Annotated in this window: 16 protein-coding genes and 2 pseudogenes; all 18 read left to right on the top strand. The window is 52.4% G+C overall.

Going from position 1 to position 25,143, the window contains the following annotated elements; all coding sequences use genetic code 11:
* Positions 1-23 precede the first annotated feature (23 nt).
* The 18 genes and pseudogenes from tssH (at position 24) to SK47_RS11305 (ending at position 25,054) form a co-directional block, all read left to right on the top strand.
* Positions 24-2,669: a type VI secretion system ATPase TssH gene (gene tssH / locus SK47_RS11385; protein ID WP_048244275.1), complete on the top strand. Its 2,646-nt coding sequence runs from the start codon at positions 24-26 to the stop codon at positions 2,667-2,669.
* Complete coding sequence (locus SK47_RS11380) at positions 2,666-5,158, top strand: type VI secretion system Vgr family protein (RefSeq protein WP_048244273.1); 2,493 nt, start codon at positions 2,666-2,668, stop codon at positions 5,156-5,158. Before tssH ends, SK47_RS11380 begins: the two co-directional genes overlap by 4 nt.
* A 253-nt stretch (positions 5,159-5,411) precedes the next feature.
* Positions 5,412-7,343, top strand: a complete 1,932-nt coding sequence (locus tag SK47_RS11375; RefSeq protein WP_047365116.1) for a T6SS effector phospholipase Tle3 domain-containing protein — start codon at positions 5,412-5,414, stop codon at positions 7,341-7,343.
* Positions 7,344-7,603: pseudogene (locus SK47_RS24320) on the top strand (PAAR domain-containing protein).
* Positions 7,569-8,165, top strand: a pseudogene (locus SK47_RS11370) (DUF2345 domain-containing protein); the annotation flags it as partial. The pseudogenes SK47_RS24320 and SK47_RS11370, both read left to right, overlap by 35 nt.
* Before the next feature lies 1 nt (position 8,166).
* Positions 8,167-9,216 (top strand): T6SS immunity protein Tli3 family protein, encoded by a 1,050-nt coding sequence (locus tag SK47_RS11365; protein ID WP_015572127.1) that lies wholly within the window; start codon positions 8,167-8,169, stop codon positions 9,214-9,216.
* Positions 9,206-11,140, top strand: coding sequence for a T6SS effector phospholipase Tle3 domain-containing protein (locus tag SK47_RS11360; protein ID WP_048244269.1), 1,935 nt, complete (start codon positions 9,206-9,208; stop codon positions 11,138-11,140). The genes SK47_RS11365 and SK47_RS11360 overlap by 11 nt, the downstream gene beginning before the upstream one ends.
* A gap of 88 nt (positions 11,141-11,228) precedes the next feature.
* Positions 11,229-11,492 (top strand): PAAR domain-containing protein, encoded by a 264-nt coding sequence (locus SK47_RS11355; protein WP_032648447.1) that lies wholly within the window; start codon positions 11,229-11,231, stop codon positions 11,490-11,492.
* A complete protein-coding gene (locus SK47_RS11350; RefSeq protein WP_048244267.1) occupies positions 11,492-12,922 on the top strand; it encodes a hypothetical protein in 1,431 nt (476 codons plus the stop codon). Before SK47_RS11355 ends, SK47_RS11350 begins: the two co-directional genes overlap by 1 nt.
* A 5-nt stretch (positions 12,923-12,927) precedes the next feature.
* Complete coding sequence (locus SK47_RS11345; protein ID WP_048244264.1) at positions 12,928-16,326, top strand: ImcF-related family protein; 3,399 nt, start codon at positions 12,928-12,930, stop codon at positions 16,324-16,326.
* The gene (gene tssA, locus SK47_RS11340; RefSeq protein ID WP_048244263.1) at positions 16,326-17,927 is read left to right on the top strand and encodes a type VI secretion system protein TssA; all 1,602 of its coding nucleotides are present in this window, start codon (positions 16,326-16,328) and stop codon (positions 17,925-17,927) included. Before SK47_RS11345 ends, tssA begins: the two co-directional genes overlap by 1 nt.
* Positions 17,928-17,968: 41 nt before the next feature.
* The gene (tssF, locus tag SK47_RS11335; RefSeq protein WP_048244261.1) at positions 17,969-19,723 is read left to right on the top strand and encodes a type VI secretion system baseplate subunit TssF; all 1,755 of its coding nucleotides are present in this window, start codon (positions 17,969-17,971) and stop codon (positions 19,721-19,723) included.
* On the top strand, positions 19,687-20,772 hold the full coding sequence (gene tssG, locus SK47_RS11330; protein WP_048244259.1) for a type VI secretion system baseplate subunit TssG: 1,086 nt from the start codon (positions 19,687-19,689) through the stop codon (positions 20,770-20,772). Before tssF ends, tssG begins: the two co-directional genes overlap by 37 nt.
* Positions 20,750-21,295 (top strand): type VI secretion system lipoprotein TssJ, encoded by a 546-nt coding sequence (gene tssJ / locus SK47_RS11325; RefSeq protein ID WP_045333095.1) that lies wholly within the window; start codon positions 20,750-20,752, stop codon positions 21,293-21,295. The genes tssG and tssJ overlap by 23 nt, the downstream gene beginning before the upstream one ends.
* Positions 21,295-21,750 carry a type VI secretion system baseplate subunit TssE gene (tssE, locus tag SK47_RS11320; protein WP_045347387.1) on the top strand — a complete coding sequence of 152 codons (456 nt, stop codon included), beginning with the start codon at positions 21,295-21,297 and terminating at the stop codon, positions 21,748-21,750. Before tssJ ends, tssE begins: the two co-directional genes overlap by 1 nt.
* A 23-nt stretch (positions 21,751-21,773) precedes the next feature.
* A complete protein-coding gene (locus SK47_RS11315; protein WP_048244257.1) occupies positions 21,774-23,090 on the top strand; it encodes a VasL domain-containing protein in 1,317 nt (438 codons plus the stop codon).
* A 28-nt stretch (positions 23,091-23,118) separates the two neighbouring features.
* Entirely contained in the window at positions 23,119-23,607 is a 489-nt protein-coding gene (locus SK47_RS11310) for a hypothetical protein (RefSeq protein ID WP_048240679.1), read from the top strand.
* A 316-nt stretch (positions 23,608-23,923) separates the two neighbouring features.
* Positions 23,924-25,054, top strand: a complete 1,131-nt coding sequence (locus tag SK47_RS11305; protein WP_082139081.1) for a methyl-accepting chemotaxis protein — start codon at positions 23,924-23,926, stop codon at positions 25,052-25,054.
* Positions 25,055-25,143 lie beyond the last annotated feature (89 nt).

The following is a 25,143-nucleotide window of genomic DNA, read 5'->3' as shown; positions in this document are numbered from 1 at the left end:
GGAACTGATAAAGAGAGAGTCTCATGGAAAATCCAGCCATCCTGTTACGCCGTCTTAACCCTTACTGTGCCCGCGCGATGGAAGGGGCCGCTTCCCTGTGCCAGACCCGCGCCCATGCGGAAATCCTGCCTGAGCACTGGCTGCTGAAACTGCTGGAACAGGGTGAGGGCGACCTGACGGTGCTGGCGCGGCGCTACGAATGGGATATGGATACGATATGGCAGGATATGCTGGGTTTTCTGGACAGCCTGCCACGGTCAGTGCGCAGCCGTCCGCAGCTTTCGGAGGGCGTGCAGTCACTGATGCAGGACGCCTGGCTGCACGCCTCGCTGTCGGGGGAAGAACATATCCGCAGCATTCACCTCCTGATGGCTCTGGTGGAAAAACCGAAACTGCTGCGCTGCGACGGCCTGTGGCCGCTGCTGACGCTGGCGCAGAGCCAGCTTGAGCGCCTGCGCCCGTTGCTGGATACGCAGTCGGATGAACGCCCGGAGGTGCAGCAGGAAGCGGAGCTTACGCAGGGGGATGAGGTGGAGTTTGTCGGCCGTCCGGTGAACGCGGATATAAAAGGAGAGCTGAACCCGGCGTTGCAGAATGCGCTGGACAGGTTCACCCTCGACGTCACCGCCCGCGCCCGTGAGGGCAGAATCGACCCGGTCTGTGGCCGCGACAATGAAATCCGCCAGATGGTGGACATTCTTTCCCGGCGGCGCAAGAACAACCCGATTCTGGTCGGCGAACCGGGAGTCGGCAAGACCGCGCTCGTGGAAGGACTGGCGCTGCGCATTCATGAGGGCAATGTGCCGGACGCGCTGAAGCCGGTCTCGGTGCGCACCCTTGACCTCGGCCTGTTACAGGCCGGGGCGGGTGTGAAGGGGGAATTCGAGCAGCGCCTGAAAAACATCATCGACGCGGTGCAGCAGTCACCCCTGCCGGTGCTGCTCTTTATTGACGAGGCGCACACCATTATCGGCGCGGGCAACCAGGCGGGCGGCGCCGATGCGGCCAACCTGCTGAAACCGGCGCTCGCCCGGGGTGAGCTCAGAACCATCGCCGCCACCACCTGGAGCGAGTACAAACAGTACTTTGAGCGCGATGCCGCGCTGGAGCGTCGTTTCCAGATGGTTAAAGTTGATGAGCCGGACGACGACACCGCCTGCCTGATGCTGCGCGGACTCAAGTCACGCTACGCGGAGCACCATGGCGTGCATATTACCGATGAAGCGGTTAAAGCCGCCGTCACGCTCTCCAGACGCTATCTGACCGGACGCCAGCTTCCGGACAAGGCGGTGGATTTGCTGGATACTGCCTCTGCCCGTGTCCGTATGAGCCTCGACACTATTCCGGAGCCGCTGACCCGCATGAAGGCGCAGCTCACGGCACTGGCTATGGAAAAGCAGGCGCTGCTGGAGGATATCGCGGTGGGCAATACCGCCCACGGCGAACGTCTGGCCGCCATCGGAGAGGAAGAAGTCGCCATCATTTTGCAGCTCGACGAACGGGAAACCCGGTACGGCCAGGAGCTGAAACTCACGGAAGAACTGCTTGCCTGCCGCACGGATATCTCCCGCCAGGGAGAGATTGCGGACCTTCAGATGCAGCTTACTGCCGTGCAGCAGAATACCCCGCTGCTGGGGCTGGATGTGGACGCGCGTACGGTTGCCACCGTTATCGCCGACTGGACCGGCGTACCGCTCTCCTCATTAATGAAGGACGAACAGACCGAACTGCTGAGTCTGGAGCAAAACCTCGGCGTACGGGTGGTCGGCCAGGACAGTGCACTGAATGCCATTGCGCAGCGCCTGCGCGCCAGCAAAACCGGTCTGGCGCCGGAGAACGGGCCGCAGGGCGTGTTCCTGCTTGTGGGGCCGAGCGGCACCGGCAAGACCGAAACCGCCCTGGCGCTGGCCGATGAACTGTTCGGCGGCGAGAAGTCCCTTATCACCATCAACCTTTCGGAATACCAGGAGCCACACACCGTCTCGCAGCTTAAGGGCTCACCGCCGGGCTACGTGGGTTACGGCCAGGGCGGCATTCTGACCGAAGCCGTCCGTAAGCGCCCGTACAGCGTGGTGCTGCTGGATGAAGTGGAAAAGGCGCACCGGGATGTGATGAACCTGTTCTACCAGGTCTTTGACCGGGGTTTCATGCGCGACGGCGAGGGACGGGAAATTGACTTCCGCAACACGGTGATTCTGATGACCTCGAACCTCGGCAGCGACCTCATCATGCAGATGCTGGAGGAACAGCCGGAGGCGACAGAGCCGGACCTGCATGAACTGCTGCGTCCTGTCCTGCGGGACCACTTCCAGCCCGCGCTGCTGGCGCGCTTCCAGACGGTGATTTACCGTCCGCTGGCGCAGGCAGCGATGCGTACCATTGTGGAGATGAAGCTGGCGCAGGTCAGTAAACGTCTGCATCGTCATTACGGCCTGACCACGCACATTGATGAGAACCTGTATGACGCGCTGACGGTGGCCTGCCTGCTGCCGGACACCGGGGCGCGCAATATCGACAGCCTGCTGAACCAGCAGATTCTGCCGGTGCTGAGCCAGCAGTTGCTGACCCATATGGCAGCGGGGCAGAAGCCGCATACCCTGACGCTGGGCTGGGATGAGGAAGAGGGCATAGTGCTCGAGTTTGACCGGACAGAAGGTGAGCATGCATGAGCAGTAATCTTCCCTTACGATTCAGCCACAGCCATCACCTGCTGTCGGTGAAGGGCTGCGATGCAGGGCTTGATGTACTGGCGTTTGAGGGTGATGAAGCCCTGAGCACACCGTTCAGCTACCGTACTGAATTCACCAGCGCGGACCATGCCATCAGCAAAGAGATGATGCTGATGAAAGCGGCTTCCCTGACGCTTCAGGCCCCGGTTGACCAGGGTTACGGCATCAAAATACAGCAGCCGGTGCGGGTGATTCAGGGCGTGGTCACGGGTTTTGAACGTCTGGGTACCTCAAAGGATGAAACCCGTTACGCAGTGACGCTTGAGCCGCGTCTGGCCCTGCTCAGCCGTTCGCACCAGAACGCCGTCTACCAGGACATGTCCGTCCCGCAGATTGTGGAGAAAATCCTGCGCGAGCGCCACGGCATGCGCGGCCAGGACTTCCTGTTCTCACTCTCAAAAGAGTATCCGCGCCGTGAGCAGGTGATGCAGTACGCTGAGGACGACCTGCACTTTATCACCCGCCTGCTGGGTGAGGTCGGTATCTGGTTCCGCTTCACCACCGACACGCGCCTCAACATCGACGTGGTGGAGTTTTACGACAGCCGGCAGGGATATGAGAAAGGCCTGACGCTGCCGTCGGTGCCGCCGTCAGGGCAGCACTCGCAGGGGGTGGACTCGGTGTGGGATATGGAGTGCCACCATAACGTGGTACAGAAGGCGGTCAGCACCCGCGACTACAACTACCGTCAGGCCTCGGAGGATATGAACACCCGGGTTGACGCAACCCGCGGGGATACCACCACCTACGGTGAGGCCTATCACTGGGCCGATAACTACCTGACGCCGGGCAGCGCGTATGACCGCAACCCGGCCCCGGAGTCCGGGGCGTTTTATGCCCGCATTCGTCACGAACGCTACCTGAATGGCCAGACGCAGACCGTTGCCTTCACCAGCTGCCCGGCCCTTTCACCGGGTATGCTGCTGATCGTCACCGGCGGGTACGAAGTGGCAGAAGTGTTTGCGCAGGGCGTGGTTGTCACGGCGATGCACAGCCATGCGCAGCGTGATGCGGACTTTTGCGTCAGGTTTGACGGTATCCCGGACAGCCCGGATTTCAGTTTTCGCCCGGAACCTGGTTCACGTCCGGTGATGGCCGGTACCTTACCGGCCCGCGTCACGAGCACCACCGAAAATGACACCTACGGGCATATCGATAAAGACGGCCGCTACCGCGTTAACATGCTGTTTGACCGTGAGAACTGGGAGACCGGGTTCGAGAGCCTGTGGGTCCGTCAGTCCCGGCCGTACGCAGGGGACACGTACGGCCTGCACCTGCCGCTGCTGGCGGGTACCGAGGTGGCGATTGGTTTTGAGGACGGCAACCCGGACCGGCCGTACATTGCCGGCGTGCTGCACGACTCGGCGCACGGCGACCACGTCACCATCCGCAACTACAGACGTAACGTGCTGCGCACGCCGGCGAACAATAAAATCCGCCTCGACGACGAGCGCGGGAAAGAGCATATCAAGGTCAGTACGGAGTACGGCGGCAAGAGCCAGCTCAATCTCGGCCACCTGGTCGACAGCGAGAAACAGCAGCGCGGTGAGGGGTTTGAGCTCAGGACGGACAGCTGGGGCGCCATCCGGGCGCAGAAAGGGATTTTTATCAGTGCTGACGGCCAGGCGAAGGCGCAGGGCCAGGTCCTTGATATGGAGCCTGCACTCGCACGGCTTTCAGCAGCATTAGTGGAAATGGAATCCCTTGCTGCCTGCGCACAGCAGGCTCAGGCTCTGGCTGCCGATGTTGGCCGTCAGCAAAAACTCCTGAAGCAGAAAATTGAACAACTGCATGAAGAGGTGATTCTGGGCAGTGCGCCAAAAGGCATGGCACTGGTGAGCGGCGAAGATATGCAGCTATCAGCCAGTGATAATATGACACTGACAGCGGGTAAACAGCTGGATGTTGGTGCGCAGAAGGACTTTACGCTGGCGGCCGGTAATCAACTCAGCCTGTACAGCCGTGAAGGGGCAAAACTGTTCAGCTCGCAAAACGACATTGATATTCAGGCGCAGGGCGGAAACATCACCACGTGGTCCACGCAGGATACGCATGTTTCAAGCGGCAGGAAAATGGTCATTACAGCACAGGACGAGCTGACGCTGATTTGTGGTGGTGGCTATATCAAAATCAACGGCGGGAATGTTGAGATTGGTGGTCCGGGTAAACTGCTGATTAAGAACACGGGCATCAGGAAAGCGGGCACGGGCAGTATGCAGGGGGTGATGAAGTCGTTTGAACCTTCTACGTTTGATGAGAAATTTGTCATCAGAAATGCATTAACCCAAGAGCCGCTTCCAGGAAAAGCCTATAAAATAACTATGCCAAACGGGTCAGTTGTCACTGGTATAACAGACGCGCAGGGCGCAACGACGCTTAATTCTTCGGATTTGATAGATGATATGATAATAACACTTACCGGTCGTTAAATAATATTAATGGAATACATATGTTAGGATTAATACTCTTTATAATGTGTTTATATTCTCTTGTAATTGGTAGCATCTTATATATTTTTGTTGGCTTTTTGCATAAACCTATTAATGGTGGGTGGAAAAAAGCAGGCAAGTGGTGTATGTGTGTGGTTTTATCATATTTCATTATATATATCCTCCAATCACATGGTGTCCCAGTAATAAGATAAGTGGCGGCTTGTCTAATAGATAAAAAAGGATGCTTCTAATGAGTGAAAAAACAGATACAACCAGGGCTTTAGAGTTAAAGTATGACGACAATGGAAAACCTTCATGGCGTTCATGCCCTTCTCATAAAAATATAAAGGTCCGCGGAGGATGTGATTTACCTCCTCATCTCCCTGGTTTGATAATACTCGTCCATGGGGTTAACTCAACAGGTGAATGGTATCAAAATGCGGAAGAGTCTCTCTGCAAAGGATTAAATGACAGGTTAGGGCTCAATGGTTCTCAATTTGAATTGAAGCCGAACAAATATAGTACAGATTGTGAGAAGGAGGAAGGGAAAAGTAACTCGTCACCTTCACCTTTAGCTCGTAGAAAACTTATTGAAAATTCTGAGCGCTCTCCAATCATTCGATTCTATTGGGGGTATTCTTCTGTGAGGGGGGAAGAGGATAAATATATTATCCCGTTAGCTAATGCGGATGGTGAAGATTATCATGAAATGAAAAGAACAGGTATAAAACAAGATGACATTCAAAAAAAAGGGCCATATATATGGGGAGGTGGCCCATTCCAAAATGGCACGAATAACTTACACTCGCTTTGGAGTGACTATGGATTCGATGAGAATCTGGCGGGAATCTCTGGAGCAAAACTTCAGTATCTCAATGAAGATAAAGATAGACTTTTAACAAATGCTCCACCAAGAAAATACTATTCACATGCAGCTAAGAGATTAGCAGATCTTTTAGACCTTATCCGGGATAAATATCCAAATGATACGGTTAGTATTATCTCTCATAGCCAAGGGACAATGATTTCGCTAGCCGCAGTCGCATTAGCAAAAAAAGGGCCAGATACTCTTTTTATATTAAACTCCCCTTATGCAATGCATAATAGCCAGCTTAATGAGCTTTCAATTCCTCAGAAAGAGAGAATTTCTCCAAGCGGACGCGAAAATACATTATCATCAATAATTGAAAAAATTGCAAAGCAATCCACGCATCTGTCCTCTGTTGGTTATAAAGGGTTATGTGTAGGCAAGTTTACTGATAAAACGAATTGGAAGCCTGAAGGTGAGAATGTAATACGGGCTGGAAAAATACAAGAGCGTGATAATCATGGCAGAACGTATATTTATTTTTGCCCTCATGACCGAGTTATGGGGTCATTACCGCTTCGCTCGATAGGGTGGCAAGGGCTACCTAATGATAAAAATGGTAATCCACATCCATTAATTGTGAAATTTAAAAATAATTTGTACCAGAGGATGTTGGCCAGGAATACGCCATGCGGTTCTTATCCTGATAAGCAGACACCATTTGGTACTTTACCTGATGGAAAACCATTTTGGGATGATGATGGTGATAAATATCAAAGTAGTAGCATTACATATCCTGACCCTCCAAAATGGCAAACAGTGTTTGTAAATGCAGAGAAAGTCCCTGAGCCTATTAATCCCAGTGAGCTGGCCGAATTTGACGAAACCAGAGTAGGTAAAGAGCATGGCTCAAAACAACAGGATGGGTGGGGTGAGATAGCCCCTAAAACTGGAAAGAAAAATGACAATACATATGATAACTATGTCAATTTATATCCAAACCAAGATGTCGTAATCGGCTATAAGGAGCTTCCAAGTGGTTATGTGCAAGAGATAACAAGGAAGGAAACTTTCGAAGAAAAAGATAAAAGGTTACGAACTTATGTTTCTCAACCAACAGATCACAGCACACTGCCCGGAAACAAGGAATTTATGACCAGAGTAGTAGCTTATGATTTACCGATAGGTTACTGCGATGCTACATGGGATAAAGAATTTCTTTCAACGCTCCGATATCTTGCTGATTGGACCACTGGCGCAGACCCTTATATGAACACTGGGGTTGTTGAAAGAATTAATGAACCTTCAATGATAAGTCGGGAAACGGGTATCGAGGAAATTATTCGAGAAAAGGCAAAGGAGTATGGTTATTAAATGAGTAGATACGTCGTTGTTTTAGGGGATGCCACTACGCATGATGGTAAAGTTACATCAGCCTCATCCAGTTTCGATATAGCCGGTAAAAATGCCGCACTTTGAATGATACCGTCAGTTGCCCGGAACACGGTATGAATAAAATTATTGAATGCGATGTTTCTGCGTATGAAGAAAACGGGCGTGGAATTATATTGCATGGCTGCAAGACGCAGTGTGGTGCGAGTGTCATTGCAAGTTATGCAGCTATCAGTCAGTGATAATCTTACGCTGACAGGGGGTAAACAGCTGGATGTTGGTGCGCAGAAGGACTTTACGCTGGCGGCCGGTAAACAACTCAGCCTGTACAGCCGTGAAGGGGCAAAACTGTTCAGCTCGCAAAACGATATTGATATTCAGGCGCAGGGCGGAAACATCACCACATGGTCCACACAGGATACGCATATTTCAAGCGGCAGGAAAATAGTCATTACAGCACAGGACGAGCTGACGCTGATATGCGGTGGCGGCTACATCAAAATCAAAGGCGGGAATGTTGAGATTGGTGGTCCGGGTAAGCTGCCGATTAAGAACGCGGGTATCAGGAAAGCGGACATAGGCAGTATGCAGGGGGTGATGAAGTCGTTTGAACCTTCTACGTTTGATGAGAAATTTGTCATCAGAAATGCGCTGACAAAAGAACCTATACCAGGTAAAGCGTACAAAATCACCATGCCAGATGGTTCTGTTGTTTCCGGTATTACAGATGCTTCTGGAGCAACGTCACTCAATTCTTCTGATGTTATCGGCAATATGATTATCAGCTTAGTAAAGGCGAATTAAGATGAGATGGAATCAGTCAGACAGGAAAGTCCTTACAATTATAGCCATTATTGGTGTATTCCTGTATGCCATTTATAAAGGCTTACAGTTCCTGGCAGGAGCCAGTATGGGAGCCAGTTTTGGGGTGGGTCTGGGAGGAATGAGCGGTTCTCAGAAGGTAGAAGAGTCACGAAAAGTTGAAACAGATGCTCCTGCTCAAATTATTTATCGCATAGATAAAAATCGATACCTGACGCTGGAAAACTACATATCCTGTGATAGGGGTGGACAAGTATATTACAATGACTCTCAGAGGGGAATAAAAACACACCTGGGATGGGATAACGATTTTTATGATTTCTCATATCGCCGGGGAAATAATATTGCGGCTTATCAAGGCTCTATTATTAATGGGGCGGATAATGGTTATCTGGCATTCCCAGGCGCATCTACCAGACAATATTGTGGTAGTGGAAGGTCAGAAACAGGTTGCCCTGTGTTTTTCTTCTTTTCAGCGGATCATGGGAACACATTTATATATAAAATTGTAGCTATGGAATACAGCACCCCAGAACGTTTTAGTCAGCTTAAAGTAGTAGTGGCTAATGATGGTGTTTATCTAAGGGATGAGTCTAAAACGGAGGATAGCTATTCTCGCCCTACAGGTCTCAATGACCTTAGCTCAGTGAATAAATTAAGGTTTTCTGACGGCAATTTAATCAGTGTTTATGATGACTGGCAGAAAAAAATTGATGAGTTAGTGAAAGAAGAACTGATAAGAAAAAAAATGCCCTATGCAAACGAGTATGGACCTAGATTTCATATATTCGACTATCTCAGAACATTAACGCCACCGAAAACACATGAGGAAAGGAATTTAATGGCAAACGAATTGTCTGAAATCCAGATTAGGATTGAAGATGAAGTTTATAAAGATGGAATTAAATTTCCGAAGCCTTCAACGTCAAGTATTGATGTTAAATATCAATGTAATAAAAATATTAAAGCTAAAGCCATCACATATACTAATGAGTCAAATGGGAAAAAGGAGGTGGTAAAAAATGAACAATAATTATGAACCTGTTCGGGAACTTGAATGTAAGTTTGATGATAATGGGCATCCTTCCTGGCGTTCATTTCCCTCTCATAAAAATTGCCAAATCAGAGGTGGGTGTGATTTACCTCCACATTTGCCTGGAATTATTATTCTTGTACATGGTGTTAACTCGACAGGAGAATGGTTTTCAATTGCTGAGGACAAAATTTGTGAAGGCCTGAATAAGAGACTTGGATTAAAAGGGACTGATTATAAACTGGTGGCTAATAAATATTTTTCTGATGAAAAAATAGAGATTGAACCTCTTATAGAAAGAGATTTGCCTGTGCCTAAGAAGGAAACCTCTCCAGTCATTCGCTTTTACTGGGGGTATGCTTCACCTAAAGGTAATGAAGATAAATATGATATACCGTTAGCCAATAGGAAAGGCGTTGATTACCATCACTTAAAAAGGCAAGGCATGCCTCATGAAAATATTATTGCTCAGGGGCCATTTTTCTGGGGCGGCGGGCCATTCCAGAACGGTACAAATAATCTGCACTCTTTATGGAGTGAGACAGGGTTTAAAGAGAGAGTAGCAGGTATCAAAGTCCAGTGGTTTAATGAAGACAAAGATCGCCTGTTAACCAATGCGCCACCGCGAAAATACTACGCGCATGCTGCAAAACGCCTTGCAGACCTGGTTGACAGTATTCGTAATAAATATCCCAAAGATACAGTAACCATTATTTCTCACAGCCAGGGAACCATGGTTGCAATGGCTGCGGTAGCGATAGCCAGGAATGCACCTGATGCATTATTTGTACTTAATTCTCCTTATGCACTGGATCATAACGATCTTAATGGGGCGTCACTTCCGGCAGATGAGTGCATTTCGCCAGAAGGGCGGCAGAATACGTTATCTGCCATCATTGATAAGGTGGCTTCCAGAAAAAATCATTTATCATCACTGGGCTATGAAGGGCTTTGTGTCGGACAGACGGCAGATAAAAAGAACTGGCGACCAGATGTCGCTCTTGCCAGTGAAAGTGGCAGCAGTCTTGCCGAACGAGATAACCACGGACGCACTTATATTTACTTCTGTCCTCATGATCGAGTTATGGGGTCACGTCCGCTACGCTCAATTGGCTGGCAGGGATTACCCAATAATTCTCAGGGGCAGCCTCATCCTCTGCTGAAAAAGCATCAGGGAAATTTATTTCAGCGCATGCTGGCTCGCAGTACTCCATGTGGCGAAGCGCCAAATCCCGCAACACCTTTTGCAAAATTGCCGGATGGTAAACCGTTCTGGGATGATAAAGGCGACAAGTATCAAAGCAGTAGTTTCACCTATCCAGATCCTCCGGAATGGCAAACGGTTTTTATTAATGCCGAAAAGGTACCTGAACCTATAGATGCTGCAAAATTAGCTAATTTTGATGTATCACGTGTTGGAGCTGAACACGATGACAGACAGATAGATGGCTGGGGGGAAATTAATCCGGATAAAAATCTAAAAAACGACAATACCTATGACAATTACATCAATTTATACCCCAATCAGGATATTGTGATTGGATTTAAAAATGTGGGAACTGAATCTGAGCCCCGAATGGTGCCTGTGACCCGTAAGGAGACATTTGAAGAAAAGGATCTTCGCATAAGAACCTATGTTTCTCAGCCCACGGATCATAGTACTCTTCCTATGCGTGCTGATTTCATGTCTCAGGTGGTGGCATATGATTTACCGATTGGGTATTGCGATGCAACCTGGGATAAAGAATTTATGGCAGATTTACGGCGAAAAGCGGACTGGACGCAGGGAGAGGATCCTTATCTCTCCAGTGGAGAGCCAGACAAAGTACCTGAACCTGATTTAATTAGTCAGGACACTGTTGTTGATGAATTTTATAAAGAGCAAAGTAAGCTGCCAGCATATAGAGCTGTAAATAAAGCATAAACACACTTCGGTAGGTTGTTGTTCAGTGAGTTTGCTAAAATTCAACGCTATATAGTCAGTTGTTTTCTTCGAATTAAAGGATTAGCAAATGGGGAAATTTGTCGTCGTTTTAGGGGATGCCACTACGCATGGTGGCAAAGTCACATCAGCCTCATCCAGTTTCGATATATCCGGTAAAAATGCCGCACTTTTGAATGATACCGTCAGTTGCCCGGAACACGGTATGAATAAAATTATTGAATGCGATGTTTCTGCGTATGAAGAAAACGGGCGTGGAATTGTATTGCATGGCTGCAAGACGCAGTGTGGTTCGAGTGTCATCGCAAGTATGCCGGATATGGAGGTTGGCTGATGGGATGGTCTCTGCCGGAAGTGCCTGAAAAAGAGCAGGCACCATCCTGGTCACCGTGGAACTGTCTGTTGATTATTATTCTCGGACTTTTCACCGGGCTGCTTGTTGCTGTACTGAAATCTCCGGCGACAGGGTTACTTTCATTGAGCAGTGGGGCCTGGTTGCCACTGACGGCCTGGACATTTGCGGGCATTTCGGCTGCCATCGCGGTCTACACTTTCAGGCAGGAAATGCTGGCAGTTCGTGTCTGGAACTGGAATGAGTGGTGCCGGAACATGCGTCTGAAGTGGCGCTTACGTGCACAACAGCATCTTGTCATTCTCAGCCATGTTTTCATTACTGCCGATACGGGACTGTTAGATCGTCTCGCACATACGCAGGAAGAGGAAAGTGCAGACACATCGCCTCTCACGATGTTGCCAGACGAACCGCTTACACCCGGTATTTCACGTTTTGAGCAGCTGCTTCGTCATCTCATTGCTCAGATAATGCCCTCGATTCGGCGGCGATATCCTTCCGGCCCACTCCAGATTATTGTTCAGACCAACGGTAGCGACAAAGACCGTGAATCTCAGTCATTCTATCGTATCTGGTCAGCAGGTTCCCCTCCCTGGAAAGCTGAGATTCATTTTCAGGACGCAGACTCATCCTTTGATGACTGGAATCAGTTTGTGGCGTCAACAAAGCGGCCCGTACTGGTACTGGCAATGCACTATCGTTTGCCCAATGATGTTCTGCCGGAATTTGCCAGCGCGTTATTTTTGATGCCACCATCGATGCTGAATCCGGGTGAGCAAAAAAATGCGTTACGGCTTTTCCGGGCGATGCCGCTCAACACCCGTATGCTTGCAACGGAACTCACTGAATTACGGGATATGGCCCTCACGCCTGCCAGCAAGAAACACCTTGTCTGGCACAGTGGGCTCTCAGATGCGCCACGACAGTCAGTGAGCAGGGTGCTGAATGATCTGTCGGTTCCTTTGTACGATAGCATTGGCACTGGCGGTGTCATTGACTATGACACCGCCAGTGTCCGGTATGGCGGTCTTGCTGGCTGGGCAATGACCGGCGCTGCGGCTGAGATGGCTGCTTATGGCCCCGCCAGCCAGTGGCTTCTTCTCGAAGGTGAAGACGATGCCTGGGCTGTGTCGCTCGGAAACGCCGCCCCCGCAATCGGGCATGATCATTTCGCTATTCAACCACCCTTTCCCGGGGGATCTGTTCTTATGGCATTACTGCTTAATGCTGGGCTGTACAGTCTGATGATCCGCTATTTCCCTTCAACTGCATTCTCCTGGGCAGGGGTCTCTCTTCTTCTGCTGTCATTGATAGTGACATTGCCTGGGCTGGCCATTTTGCTGAGACGAATTACAGCCCGTCTTCAGCGCCCGGAATTTATCAGGGTTGCACGACACTCCGGAAAGGAATAACCGGCATGAAAAAGGTTTCAAAGCCACTGGGAGCAGGACTACTTATCGTGGCAGTTCTGCTGATGATACTCTTTATTTTTGCACAGACAGCGCAGTTACCGTCCGGTAGCGGTGACGATAATTTCTGGTATGTGCTGGCAGGTTGCATCATTCTGACCGCCACATTATGCACCCTGGTGTTCTTTACGTTGTCCAGGCAACAAAATCCCTCTCCCGTTACGCCTGATGGTGAAAACAATCCCAACGAAGAAAGCGCGTCGGATCAATATGATTTTTCAGCACTGAGCAGGAATCTCAGAAGGCGGCACTCGTTCTTCTGGCGGCGTAAAGTCCGCCTGCTGCTGATCACCGGCGATGAAGCCGCGATTGAGCAACTGGTACCCGGCCTGCAACAGCAGCAGTGGCTTGAAGGCAACCGCACCGTGCTGATTTATGGCGGCAGCCTGGCATCGGAGCCTGACCGCGAAAAATACACAGCGCTGCGTAAACTACGCCGCGGGCGCCCTCTGGACGGGATTATCCGTGTACTGCCCGAGTCGCTTAAGCTGACCCCACATATCAGCGACAGCGATTTACGCGGCCTGGAAAAAATCAGCGAACTGCTGCGTTATTCCGCTCCGGTCTGGCTGTGGCAACTGTGCAGCAGTCACTGGTCGCAGGGTACGCGTCCTGAGCAGGCGGTAGGCGCAAGCTTTCCACCACGCGCAAAAGAAGACGATGTGATCCGCCAGCTGGAACTGATGCTGCCGGCCCTGCGGACGCAGGGGATGAGTCAGGTCGCGGAAAACAGCAGCCACGACTTCCTGCTGCGCCTGAGCCAGCACCTGAACGACGGTGCTATTGCCCGCTGGGCTCAGCAGTTGCAGCCATGGCTCTTTGTTTCTCAGCAGCGCGTCCCGCTGCGTGGTCTGATGTTCAGCCTGTCGGAGAAGAAACCTGCCGGAATGTCAGCGGGAACAGCCGACGCTGAGAATTATGGATCACAGCGTCATGCCCTGACTCTGCCAGCAACCTGGCAGGGTATTGTTGACGACTGCACCCGCATACATGGCCGTCGTGTCGGTATGCGGTGGGAACGGGCGATGGCCTGGACACTGATGGCCATCATCAGTGTCTGGGGGGGAGGGACGCTGCTGTCGTTTGCGGTCAACCGGTCACAAATAGTTTCTGTTGCACAGCAGGCTCATGCTCTGGTGGAGCACCCTTCCGTATCGGATTACCAGCTGACGGCCCTGCATGAACTGCGCAATGATGCCGGCCGCCTGCAGCACCATATTCAGGACGGTGCGCCGTGGTACCAGCGCTTTGGTCTGGACCATAATCAGCAGCTGCTTGACGCGATGCTGCCCTGGTACGGCGTGGCGAACAACCGCCTGATACGCGACCCGGCAAATGAAGCGCTTAAGCAGAAGCTCATTGCGCTGGTCAATTCGGCACCCAACAGCGACCAGCGGACACAGATGGCGAAACCGGGTTATGACCAGCTGAAAGCCTGGCTGATGATGACCCGGCCGGATAAAGCTGATGGTGCATTCTACGCGCAAACCATGAAAACCGTGCAGCCGACGCGTTTAGGCATCTCAGCTGGCCTGTGGCAAAGCCTGTCACCAGATTTGTGGGCTTTCTACATCACCGAACTGCCAGCGCAGCCACAGTGGAAAACCACACCGGATGCGCAACTGGTCAGCCAGAGCCGCCAGGTGCTGTTGCAGCAAATTGGACGGCGCAACGCGGAAAGTACGCTGTACGAGAACATGCTCAAATCCGTGCGTCGTAACTTCGCCGATGTGTCTCTGGAGGACATGACCGGCGGTACCGATGCCCGTCGCCTGTTTACCACCGATGAGGTGGTGCCGGGCATGTTCACCCGTCAGGCCTGGGAGGGAGGTATTCAGCAGGCCATTGAGAAAGCGGCGAACTCCCGCCGCGATGAAATTGACTGGGTGCTGAGCGACAGCCGGAAAGCCGTCTCCTCAGACCTGTCGCCGGAAGCACTGAAAGCACGTCTGACGGAACGCTACTTCACCGACTTTGCCGGTAGCTGGCTGAGCTTCCTCAACAGCCTGCAACTTAATCCGGCAAACAATATTGCAGACGTCACCGACCAGCTGACGCTGATGAGTGATGTTCGCCAGTCACCGCTGATTGCCCTGATGAACACCCTCGCCTGGCAGGGGCAGACCGGCCAGAAGAGTGAAGGCCTGTCGGACTCCATCATCAAATCGGCTAAAGACCTGGTAGGCGGGAAGGACAAACCGGTAATTGACCAGTCAGCCTCAGGCCCGCAGGGCCCACTGGATGAAACCTTTGGACCGTTGCTGGCACTTATGGGTAAAAACAAAGGCAGCAACGTTATGTCGGCTGACAACTCACTGAGCCTGCAAACGTATCTTACCCGTATCACCCGTGTGCGTCTGCGTCTGCAACAGGTCGCCAGCGCCTCTGACCCTCAGGAAATGATGCAGAGCCTGGCGCAGACCGTGTTCCAGGGCAAAAGCGTGGACCTGACCGACACCCAGCAGTACGGCAGCCTGATTGCTGCAAGCCTGGGCGAAGAGTGGAGTGGTTTTGGCAGCACCATGTTTGTGCAGCCACTGACCCAGGCCTGGGAAACTGTGCTTCAGCCATCGGCAGCGAGCCTGAATGACAAATGGAGTCGCTCCGTGGTGGCGAACTGGTATACGGCATTTGACGGACGTTTCCCATTCGCTATCAGCAAGAGTGATTCCTCTCTGCCAATGCTGGCTGAGTTTGTGCGTAAGGATAGCGGACGCATTGAGCGCTTCCTGACCACGGAACTCGGCGGTGTGCTGCACAAGGAGGGCAGCCAGTGGGTGCCGGATAAGGTTAATAGCCAGGGGCTGAGCTTTAATCCAGCCTTCCTGCGGGCGATTAATCAGCTCAGCCAGCTATCGGATATCTTATTTACCGACGGCAGTCAGGGCATCAGTTTTGAGCTACAGGCGCGTCCGGTACCGCAGGTGGTAGAAACGCAACTGACTATTGATGGACAAAAGCTGCACTACTTCAACCAGATGGCAGACTGGCAGAGCTTCCGTTGGCCTGGTGACACCTACAAGCCCGGAACCATGCTGACATGGACCACCGTCAATGCGGGCGCACGTCTGTTTGGTGATTACAGCGGAACCTGGGGCTTTATTCGCTGGCTGGATAAAAGTAAGAGAGAGCAGCTAGACCGCAGTCAGTGGATGATGAGTTTTACCGCCCCGGATGGTCGGACCCTACAGTGGGTACTGCGTTCACAACTGGGCAGTGGGCCGCTGGCGTTACTGGCACTCCGGGGTTTTACGCTGCCAGATCAAATATTCAGCGTCGACAGCGCGGCTATGGCGCAGGCGCTGATGACCAACACAGAAAACAGTGACATGGACGGAGTCGAATAATGGACGCTTTGCAGAATCTGGTTGTTGCCTGCCAGGCGGATGAAACCTTGCTGCGACAGCAGGCGCAGTCACGTATGGAAAGCTGGCAGCGCTGGCTTACCCCTATCAGTGAGATCAATCCTACAGGAGAAGACCCGGGTTATGACGATGATTTCCAGCGTATCCGGGAGGAGGTCAATAAACTTTCCGGCATTGATACCGGCCTGATTTGCCAGCTGGCTGAAAAGGTGCTGACCACAGAGGCCAAAGATGTCCGGGTTGCTACTTACTACTGTTGGGCGCGCTTGCACCAGGACGGTGAAACCGGGTTTGCTGAAGGGCTTGAGTTACTGGCGGGATTACTAACCCAGTATGGAACACAGCTCCATCCTCAGCGCGAGCGAAGCCGTAAACCGGCGCTGGAGTGGCTCGCAGGCTCTCGTCTACTTGACAGCCTGTTACTCTGGCCAGAAGTGGTACGCGACGATGCCCAGCGTACGACCGGTGCGTTGCTGCTCATCCGAGACAGTCTTGAAACTGAGCCTGAAGCGTCACGTCCAGATCTGAGTGCCCTGTACAGCGCACTGGGATCCCGCCTGATGAAAGCCGGTGGCGTGGATGCGGTAATACCTCAAAACGCCAGCAGTCAGACACGCGCGCATCCAGCAGCTCATACGGTAGAACAGGACACGCCAGTGCTGAGCCGCATCACGTCCGGTCAGGATTTGCTGGCTCAGGCCCGAACCCTTACGGGATATTTGCGTGAGCAACCTGATGGCTGGCTTGCCGCACACCGGCTGATGAAAAGTCTGCGTCACGACACGCTAAGAGCAATCCCGGCACCGGATGCCGAAGGGAAAACGCGCATCGAACCGCCGCGGGCTGACCAGCGTGCAATGCTTAAACGGCTGTATTTGCAACAGAGCTGGCTGGAGATACTGGAACAAGCGGACAGCACTTTCTCGCGTGGCGCCAATCATCTCTGGCTGGATTTGCAGTGGTACATCCATCAGGCCCTGATTAAATCAGGCCAGGATGTGCTGGCCGATATCATTACCGCTGACCTGAAAGGGCTGCTGCGGCGCCTTCCTGGACTTGAAACGCTGGCCTTCAATGACGGCACACCCTTTGCTGATGAGGTCACGCTGAACTGGATAAACCAGAGCGTGCTCGACGAGATGTCCAACTGGCGGGATGAACCTGTCAATGCCGTGAGTGAAACTGGCAACGATATTCTGGCCCTTGAACCGGAAGCTTTGGAGAAAGCGGACACGGATGGTCTGGATGCCACATTCCACTGGCTGCAGACGCGCCCGGGTACGGACTCAACGAAAGACAAATGGCTGCTGCGCCTGCTGATGGCACGTGTGGCGGAGCAGAAGGGTAGGAATGAACTGGCCCTGCATCTGCTGGGTGAACTTGACGGTGCAGCACAGGCCATCACCCTCACGCAGTGGACACCGGCGCTGTTGTTTGAAGTGAAATCGCGCCGTCTCAGGCTGCTGCGCATGAAAGCCGCCCGCAGTGAAACCGACAAGTCACGGCTTCAGCCAGAGATGGACCAGCTTCTGGCGGGTCTGATTGCGCTTGACCCGGCAGGCAGTGCGGTGCTTTGCGGGTAAAGCGACTGACATACCTTTAAAACACACATATTCAGGTTCATATGGACGACTTAACCCTGCGTTATTACGACGCTGAAATGCGCTACCTGCTGGAAGCCGGCGAAGAATTTGCCCGCGCTCACCCGGAGCAGGCAGCAATGCTCAATCTCGATAAAGCGGGCGCGCGCGACCCATACGTGGAGCGCCTGTTCGAGGGCTTTGCCTTCCTGATGGGCCGCCTGCGTGAGAAGCTTGATGACGACCTGCCTGAACTAACTGAAGGGCTGGTCAGTCTGCTGTGGCCGCATTACCTGCGCACTATTCCCTCGATGTCGGTGGTGGAGTTCACTCCTGTCTGGCGTGAGATGAAAGAACCGATGCGTATTGCCAGAGGTTTCGAGGTCAATTCGCGGCCGATCGGTGAAAAAGGCACGCGTTGTCGCTACACCACAACTAAAGAAATAACCCTTCAGCCACTGGCGTTGGAGCATGCCCGCCTGTCGACTGATCCTGACGGGCGCTCTGTCATCAGCCTGCGCTTCAGTTGTAGCCATCTTGCTGACTGGAGCCGTGTCGATCTCAGCCAGATCCCGTTCTATTTCAATGCTGACGCGCCGCTGGCCTGCGCCATGCATGAAGCCTTTACCATGAATACTGCGCGCCTGTGGCTACGCATGCCGGGTGACGCGGACAGAAGGCCGATGGACGGGTATTTCACCGCACTGGGATTTGGTGATGATGACAGACTGTGGCCGAAGGGGGACAGTAGTTTCAGCGGTTACCAGTTGCTGCTGGAGTACTTCACCTTTCGCGAAAAATTCATGTTTACGGGGCTGCGCGGGCTTGACAGCGTGGTCTTTCCGGCTGAGATCCCGTGGTTTGAAATCGACGTGGTGCTGGCGGAACGCTGGGAGCATGACTTCAGCTTTACCGAAAAGCACCTGCGCCTGAATTGTGTGCCGGTCATTAACCTGTTCCCGCTGGAATCCGATCCGCTGACGCTCAATTCTCTGCAAACCGAATACATGCTGCGCCCGATGCGCGTGCAGGATGGCCATACCGAGATATATACCGTGGATTCGGTGATGTCATCGAGCCAGCATACCTACGTGCCGTTTTCGAGCTTCCGTCATAAGGGGGGAATGATGCGTCATGAAGCACCGGAATATTACTACCACACCCGCGTGCGCCGCGGTCCGTCCGGCCTGCATAACACCTGGCTCATCCTTGGCGGCGAAGCATTTGATAATCATACCGTCCCGGAAGACGAAAGCCTGTCGCTGACGCTCACCGGCACCAATGGTCAACTGCCACGACGTGCGCTGCAAAGCACCGTGCTTGATACGGTGATGAAAACCACTTCGGTCAGCATTGCCGTGCGCAACCTGTGTGCGCCGACGCTGCCTTGTTACCCACCTGCGCAGGACCGTTTTCACTGGCGCGTACTGAGTCACCTTGGCAGCGGATTTCTGTCGATGATGGATAATGCCGACGTGCTGCGCGGTACCCTGGCGCTGTATGAATGGACCGACAGCGAGATGAACCGTCGCCGTCTGGAAGCCATCCTCGAGGTGAAGCACAGTGAAACGGAGCGCTTTGAACAGGGCTACCTGGTCCGTGGCGTGCAGATTGAAGTCACGCTGGACAGCAATGGCTTTGCCGGACGCGGCGACATCTGCTTATTTGGCGAGATGATGAGCCGATTCTTTGCGCTATACACTGACATCTATTTGTTTAACCGCCTGATTATCCTTCTGCAACCGACCGGAGAACGCCTGGAATGGGAAGAGAAGCACAACCGCCGCATTCCCGGCTGAGCCCACGGCTGGAAGCCGACCTGTATCGTATTAACTTTTACCGTTTATGCCAGTTGCTGGAGAAGCGTAACCCGGGCAGGCCGCTGATGGGCTCGACCAGTCACCCGGGCGATGACCCGGTACGCTTTGCCCCGCATCCGGGGATGGGATTTCCGGCCAGTGAGCTGAAAGCCGTGGAGTATGATGAGGATGATGACAGCCGGCCACCACTTATCCGCACGACCTTTATGGGAATGTACGGTGTCGACTCACCCCTGCCGATGGCGTATCTCGATGACATCGCTCAGCGTCGGGAAGGGCATGACGCACTACAGGGTTTTCTGGATATTTTCAGCCATCGCATTCTGACGCAGTTTTACCGTATCTGGCGTAAATACTCTTATCCGGCCACCTTTGAACCCGGTGGTACGGACAGCATCTCGCAGTCACTGCTGGGCCTGGTGGGATTGGGTATTCCCGGCACAGCAGACCACATCGCCACACCGGTATCCCGTTTTCTGGCTCTGCTGGGTGTTCTACAGCAACCGGGCAAAACTCAGGAGGGAATGCAGGCGCTGGTGACGTTGCTGGCCCCGGATACCACCGTGAAGGTCAGTCCATATTGCCTGCGGCCGGTGGAAATGGGTCAGCCGCTGGGCTTTTACGGTGATGACGATTTTCTGCTGGACGGCAACACGCCACTGGGTGACGAAGCGATGGATGCGGGTAGCCAACTGCTGGTTGCGCTTACAACGGATAATGAACAGGAGGCACAGGGCTGGAAGCCGGACGGTCTGCTGTATCAGGACTTTCTGGTGATGCTTCGTGTCTGGCTCGGCTGGCGTTTTAAAGCAAAGATCACCCTGACCACACGGACCCGACTGCTGGCCGTTCCGCCGCTTGGCGAAGGCCCTTTCTGGCTCGGGATGAACGGCGTGCTGGGTGCTGATGAGGGGGAACTTAAAGACGATATCCCACCGACCTTTACGACGGAACTGGGCTATTACACTGGTCTGAAGCCGGCAATACCACAACAAGGAAACCGACGTGTTACGTACAAGTTTGATTAAATCCGCAGGCTGGTTGCCTGCACTGCTGGCGTTCAGCCTGACGGGGTGCGGGATGACGCAGGGTATCACCGATGGCACCAAATCGGCATTTAACGCCGTGTTCTACAAAAAAATTAAGATGCTGCACCTGGATTTCACGGCGCGTGAAGCGCTAAACACCGATTCCCGCGAAAGTAACTCACTCTCCGAGCCGGTGGTAGTTCGTGTCTATCAGCTGAAAGACCGTAAAATCTTCGATAAAACGGTTTACCAGCAACTACTGAACGATGGCGAAACTATCCTGAAAACCGACCTGATGGCGACCCGCGATGTGGTCGTAAAACCGGGCGGTGATACAAATCTTGATATGCCAATGGAAGAAGAAACGCAGTTTGTCGCGGTAGTCGGCCTGTTTCGTCACCCGGACCTGGTCAACAATACCTGGAAGCAGGTTCTAAAACGTGAAGATCTCGATCCGGATAAGCCGCGCATTCTGGAGGCCGGGAATAACCACCTGACGTTACAGCCATTGAAGGATGACTGATGCCAAAGGGACATAATGCGCCATCGCTGTATGAAATGCTGAGCGGTAATTTCTCAGGAGGCCTGAGCCTCAGCCAGGTCAGCGAACAGAACCAGGTGATTTTATCAGTACTCGATAACATGCAGCGCATCCTCAACTGCCGCGCCGGTACGCTGGCCCACCTGCCGGACTACGGCCTGCCGGATATGACAAAAATCCTCCAGGGAATGCCCGGGACCGCCCACCAGCTGATTACCACACTGTCGGCCGTGTTGCTGAAATACGAGCCGCGCCTGAGCCGGATTAATGTGGTGATGCAGGAACAGATTCAGCCCGGTGAACTCCGCTACGCCATTGATGCGGAGCTGAAGGGGGTCGGGCTGGTGCGCTACGGCACGGAATTTATGCCCGAGGGCAGGGTATTAATCCGTCATCTGAAACAACAGCAATACCTCGATGCACGAGCCGCCATCTAGTTATTACTCAGGTTAAAACAGTTATGACAATAAATTCTGAACGCCAACTTAAAACCGGCGGGGATCCGCGCACGCTTGCGGATTACGCTGCCTTGCGCGACGAAATGAACAAGCTCACCCATCCGGCACGCCCGGATGTTAACTGGCAACATGCGGAAACGCTCTGTCTGTCACTGTTCGAGCATAACGGTGTGGAGCTACAAACGGCTGCCTGGTATACGCTCGCCCGCACGCATCTTGCCGGACTCTACGGCATGAATGAAGGGCTGGCGCTACTGGCTGCCCTGGTCGTCCGTCAGTGGGGTAGCCTCTGGCCACAGCCTGTTCATGCGCGAGTTGAAATCCTCAGCGCACTGAGCAAACGCCTGCAACAGGTGATGAGAACGCTGACGTTGACGTATGCCGATTTAGGGCAGCTTTATCAGGCTGAGGAGAATCTGAACGCTCTGAGTGACATGTTGCAGCGCCTCGAACTTAAGCATGCTGCTCAGCTTGATGCCCTGCGCTCGATGATGCAGAACGCAGCAGTGCGTCTGGAAAACAGCGAAAATACGGGCGTAAGTCTGCCGGGGAACGCGGTGGGGGCCGCGGAACTCCACCTCACAGAACCGACAGAGCGTTGTAAAAGGGTTTATGTGGTTCAGCCCGAGCCGTTGCTGAATAAAGAGCCTCCTGTATCCGTGAAGCAGTGGAAGCCATTTGCTGCGGGTATGTTGTCCATGCTGGTGGCTGCCAGTGTTGTCGCAGTGGGATGGCAGATGATGCATGCGCCAGATTCGGCGCAAATGCAGCTGGCCGCGTCCCTGGCTCCTATACCTGAAGGACTCTCTACAGCACAGTTGCAGGCGTTGCAACAAACGTCACCGCCACCTGAACCGGGGATCAGTAAGACACAGCAGATGTTAGCGCAGCTTTTACACCTGAAACCAGACTGGGCAGTAAGCTACGGCGACCGTCTGGTGCAGCAGGCGCTGACGCTGTGGCCTGAAGAGGCCAAATCCCTGGCGCAACAGTGGCACACGCAGATTAGCGTTGCCGGGCTAGCAGAGTCAGATCTGAATGGCTGGCATCAGGGGATGACGCAGTTACAGCAGTTGACGAACAGGCTGAACGCGCTGGATGAACAGAAGGGGAAGTACATGACGGTGAGTGAACTGAAATCAGCCGTGTTTGCCATGTCGCAGTCCTTCAGCCATACCGTTCCGCTTGAGGAGCAGCTTCGTCTGCTTTCCATTTTACCGGCCGGGCAACCCCTGTCAGCAGCGCAGCTAAACCAGACCGAACAGCATCTTCAGCAGTTGATTGCCAGCTATGCTCTGCTGAAGCACCAAAAAGAATAATGAGACTGGCGAAAAACACGGAGTTGACATGTCAGCAAGAGAGCGTTTTTTTAAGAAAGTGCAACAGAGTATCGGGGACAAACCGATCTATGTTAATACGGCTGAGGCCGAAGTCAGGGCGTTTTGTGAGCGGATGGAGGATCTTGCGCAGCAAATCATTACATGGTTTGAAGGTTCTGGTATTGAAATATTTTTATCTAAAAAACATATCACCGATTTAAGTACCGTTGGCTACAGCCTTAGTAGCGGTATATGTCGTTATGCTATTACGACGATCATTTTGCAAAATGGGGATCGCAGCGTCACCATTATGCCAGAACAGGTGATCAGGGGGGCGGAGAAGGGGTGTGTGACGATGAGTATTACTGTCCCCGATAGTCTGTCGGGGGCGAGGATATTCCATTTAAGCATGGCGCCTGAAGCAGGCTGGTATATTCGTCGCGGGCATCAAAGTGCAAAAGAGAATATCCTCATGACTGAGGACTGTTTTTTCCAGGCTATCGACTGTCTGGCCTGAACGTCAGCCACCCTAACGGAAGGGGCGTGCAATAACGTAGTTAATATATATTAACTACGTTAACTTATTAAGCACCACTAAACATCGGCACTCTACAGTATCTCTCCTTAAATATATAATTACCGTTATTGAAGGAGTATCAGTAACCAAACGACAAGCCAGATATTTACCGTAACACATGCTTTTTATCCGCCTTAAGTAAAACTGCACAAATCAAACTGCAAAACAATAAACCAGCGACGAACGTGAGGACAAATTCGTATGGCAATGCTATAACCCTTAATGCCAACCAAAATATAATGCCCCAGGAAAACGTATGCTAAGAAATATTAGTGTCAGAACGTTCATTGTCTATTTCCTTTTATGTGTATTTTTGGTAAGTGATGGAGTTATAGCGCTATTTTCACGGAATTCTTCGCTTTTTATTGCAGTCATAATTGTACAATTCATCGCATTATTTTTACTCTGGGCGTACATGACAAAATATCTTGTGACGCCGATCAATACTGTGAAAAAAAGTATTGAAGAAGTGACGTCAGGCAAACTTGGCGTGTCGATACCTGAATTTGGCAACAACTGTGCGGGACGTCTGATCCCGGGGATTAATAGTCTCTCCAGCAACATTGCAACGCTGCTCCGTGAGATCCGCGCCTCCTCGCAAACCGCGATGACCCTGTCAGATCAACTCTCTTCACGCAGCGCGCAGCTTTCCGTCAAAACAGAACAGCAGTCAGCTTCGCTGGTGCAAACGGCAGCCAGCATGGAAGAGATGGCTGCAAGTACAAAAAATAATGCCGACAATACCCGTTTAGCCAGCGAACAGGCGAATCTCGCGACGTTGCAGGCGCGTAAAGGCGGAGAGTTAATGGGGCAGGTCGCGAACAATATGCAGTCGATTACCGACTGCGCCCAGCAAATGACAGAGATTATCTCGCTGATTGACGGTATCGCTTTTCAGACCAATATTCTGGCGCTTAACGCCGCCGTTGAAGCGGCAAGAGCGGGCGACCATGGTAAAGGGTTTTCTGTGGTCGCGGGCGAAGTGAGAAGCCTTGCGCATCGTAGCGCCGAAGCGGCAAAAAATATTAAGTCATTGATTGAAGTTACCAGCCATAACGTGACACAGGGCGTTAACGTGGTCTCTGAAGCCGAAAAAAATATGCATGATATTGTTACCGGTTCGGGCAATGTGAGCAGACTGATGGATGAAATATCCGCCTCAACATCAGAACAGGAAAAAGGTATTTCACAAATTACGCAGGCATTGTCTGAGCTTGAACGCGTAACGCAGAGCAACGTGTCGATGGTTGAAGAACTCAATGGATCGTCAGATGTGCTGCGCAATCAGGTGATTGAGCTCCAGACACGAACACGTAATTTCCGTCTGGAAAATGAGCTCCAGGCTGACAATGCGTTAAGAAGCCGCGAATGGGCGGTGAATTCCTGAGCGTATTCAGGACGATGCCTCACATAATTATTGCTTAACCCTCGGCGAAAGCTAGACTGACACCGAAAGAGATAAAACGGTGGAGGCGC

The organism is Enterobacter sp. BWH52, assembly GCF_001037565.1.
GTDB lineage: Bacteria > Pseudomonadota > Gammaproteobacteria > Enterobacterales > Enterobacteriaceae > Enterobacter > Enterobacter hormaechei_C.
The sequence above is the reverse complement of the archived record's forward strand: the minus strand, read 5'-3'. Positions and strand labels throughout refer to the sequence as shown.

Coding starts and splice junctions, on each gene's coding strand:
- tssF (WP_048244261.1), top strand. CDS start 17,969: ATGGACGACTTAACCCTGCGTTATTACGACGCTGAAATGCGCTACCTG.
- SK47_RS11355 (WP_032648447.1), top strand. CDS start 11,229: ATGGGGAAATTTGTCGTCGTTTTAGGGGATGCCACTACGCATGGTGGC.
- SK47_RS11380 (WP_048244273.1), top strand. CDS start 2,666: ATGAGCAGTAATCTTCCCTTACGATTCAGCCACAGCCATCACCTGCTG.
- SK47_RS11360 (WP_048244269.1), top strand. CDS start 9,206: ATGAACAATAATTATGAACCTGTTCGGGAACTTGAATGTAAGTTTGAT.
- SK47_RS11310 (WP_048240679.1), top strand. CDS start 23,119: ATGTCAGCAAGAGAGCGTTTTTTTAAGAAAGTGCAACAGAGTATCGGG.
- SK47_RS11305 (WP_082139081.1), top strand. CDS start 23,924: ATGCTAAGAAATATTAGTGTCAGAACGTTCATTGTCTATTTCCTTTTA.
- SK47_RS11345 (WP_048244264.1), top strand. CDS start 12,928: ATGAAAAAGGTTTCAAAGCCACTGGGAGCAGGACTACTTATCGTGGCA.
- SK47_RS11350 (WP_048244267.1), top strand. CDS start 11,492: ATGGGATGGTCTCTGCCGGAAGTGCCTGAAAAAGAGCAGGCACCATCC.
- SK47_RS11375 (WP_047365116.1), top strand. CDS start 5,412: ATGAGTGAAAAAACAGATACAACCAGGGCTTTAGAGTTAAAGTATGAC.
- tssA (WP_048244263.1), top strand. CDS start 16,326: ATGGACGCTTTGCAGAATCTGGTTGTTGCCTGCCAGGCGGATGAAACC.
- tssH (WP_048244275.1), top strand. CDS start 24: ATGGAAAATCCAGCCATCCTGTTACGCCGTCTTAACCCTTACTGTGCC.
- SK47_RS11315 (WP_048244257.1), top strand. CDS start 21,774: ATGACAATAAATTCTGAACGCCAACTTAAAACCGGCGGGGATCCGCGC.
- tssG (WP_048244259.1), top strand. CDS start 19,687: ATGGGAAGAGAAGCACAACCGCCGCATTCCCGGCTGAGCCCACGGCTG.
- SK47_RS11365 (WP_015572127.1), top strand. CDS start 8,167: ATGAGATGGAATCAGTCAGACAGGAAAGTCCTTACAATTATAGCCATT.
- tssE (WP_045347387.1), top strand. CDS start 21,295: ATGCCAAAGGGACATAATGCGCCATCGCTGTATGAAATGCTGAGCGGT.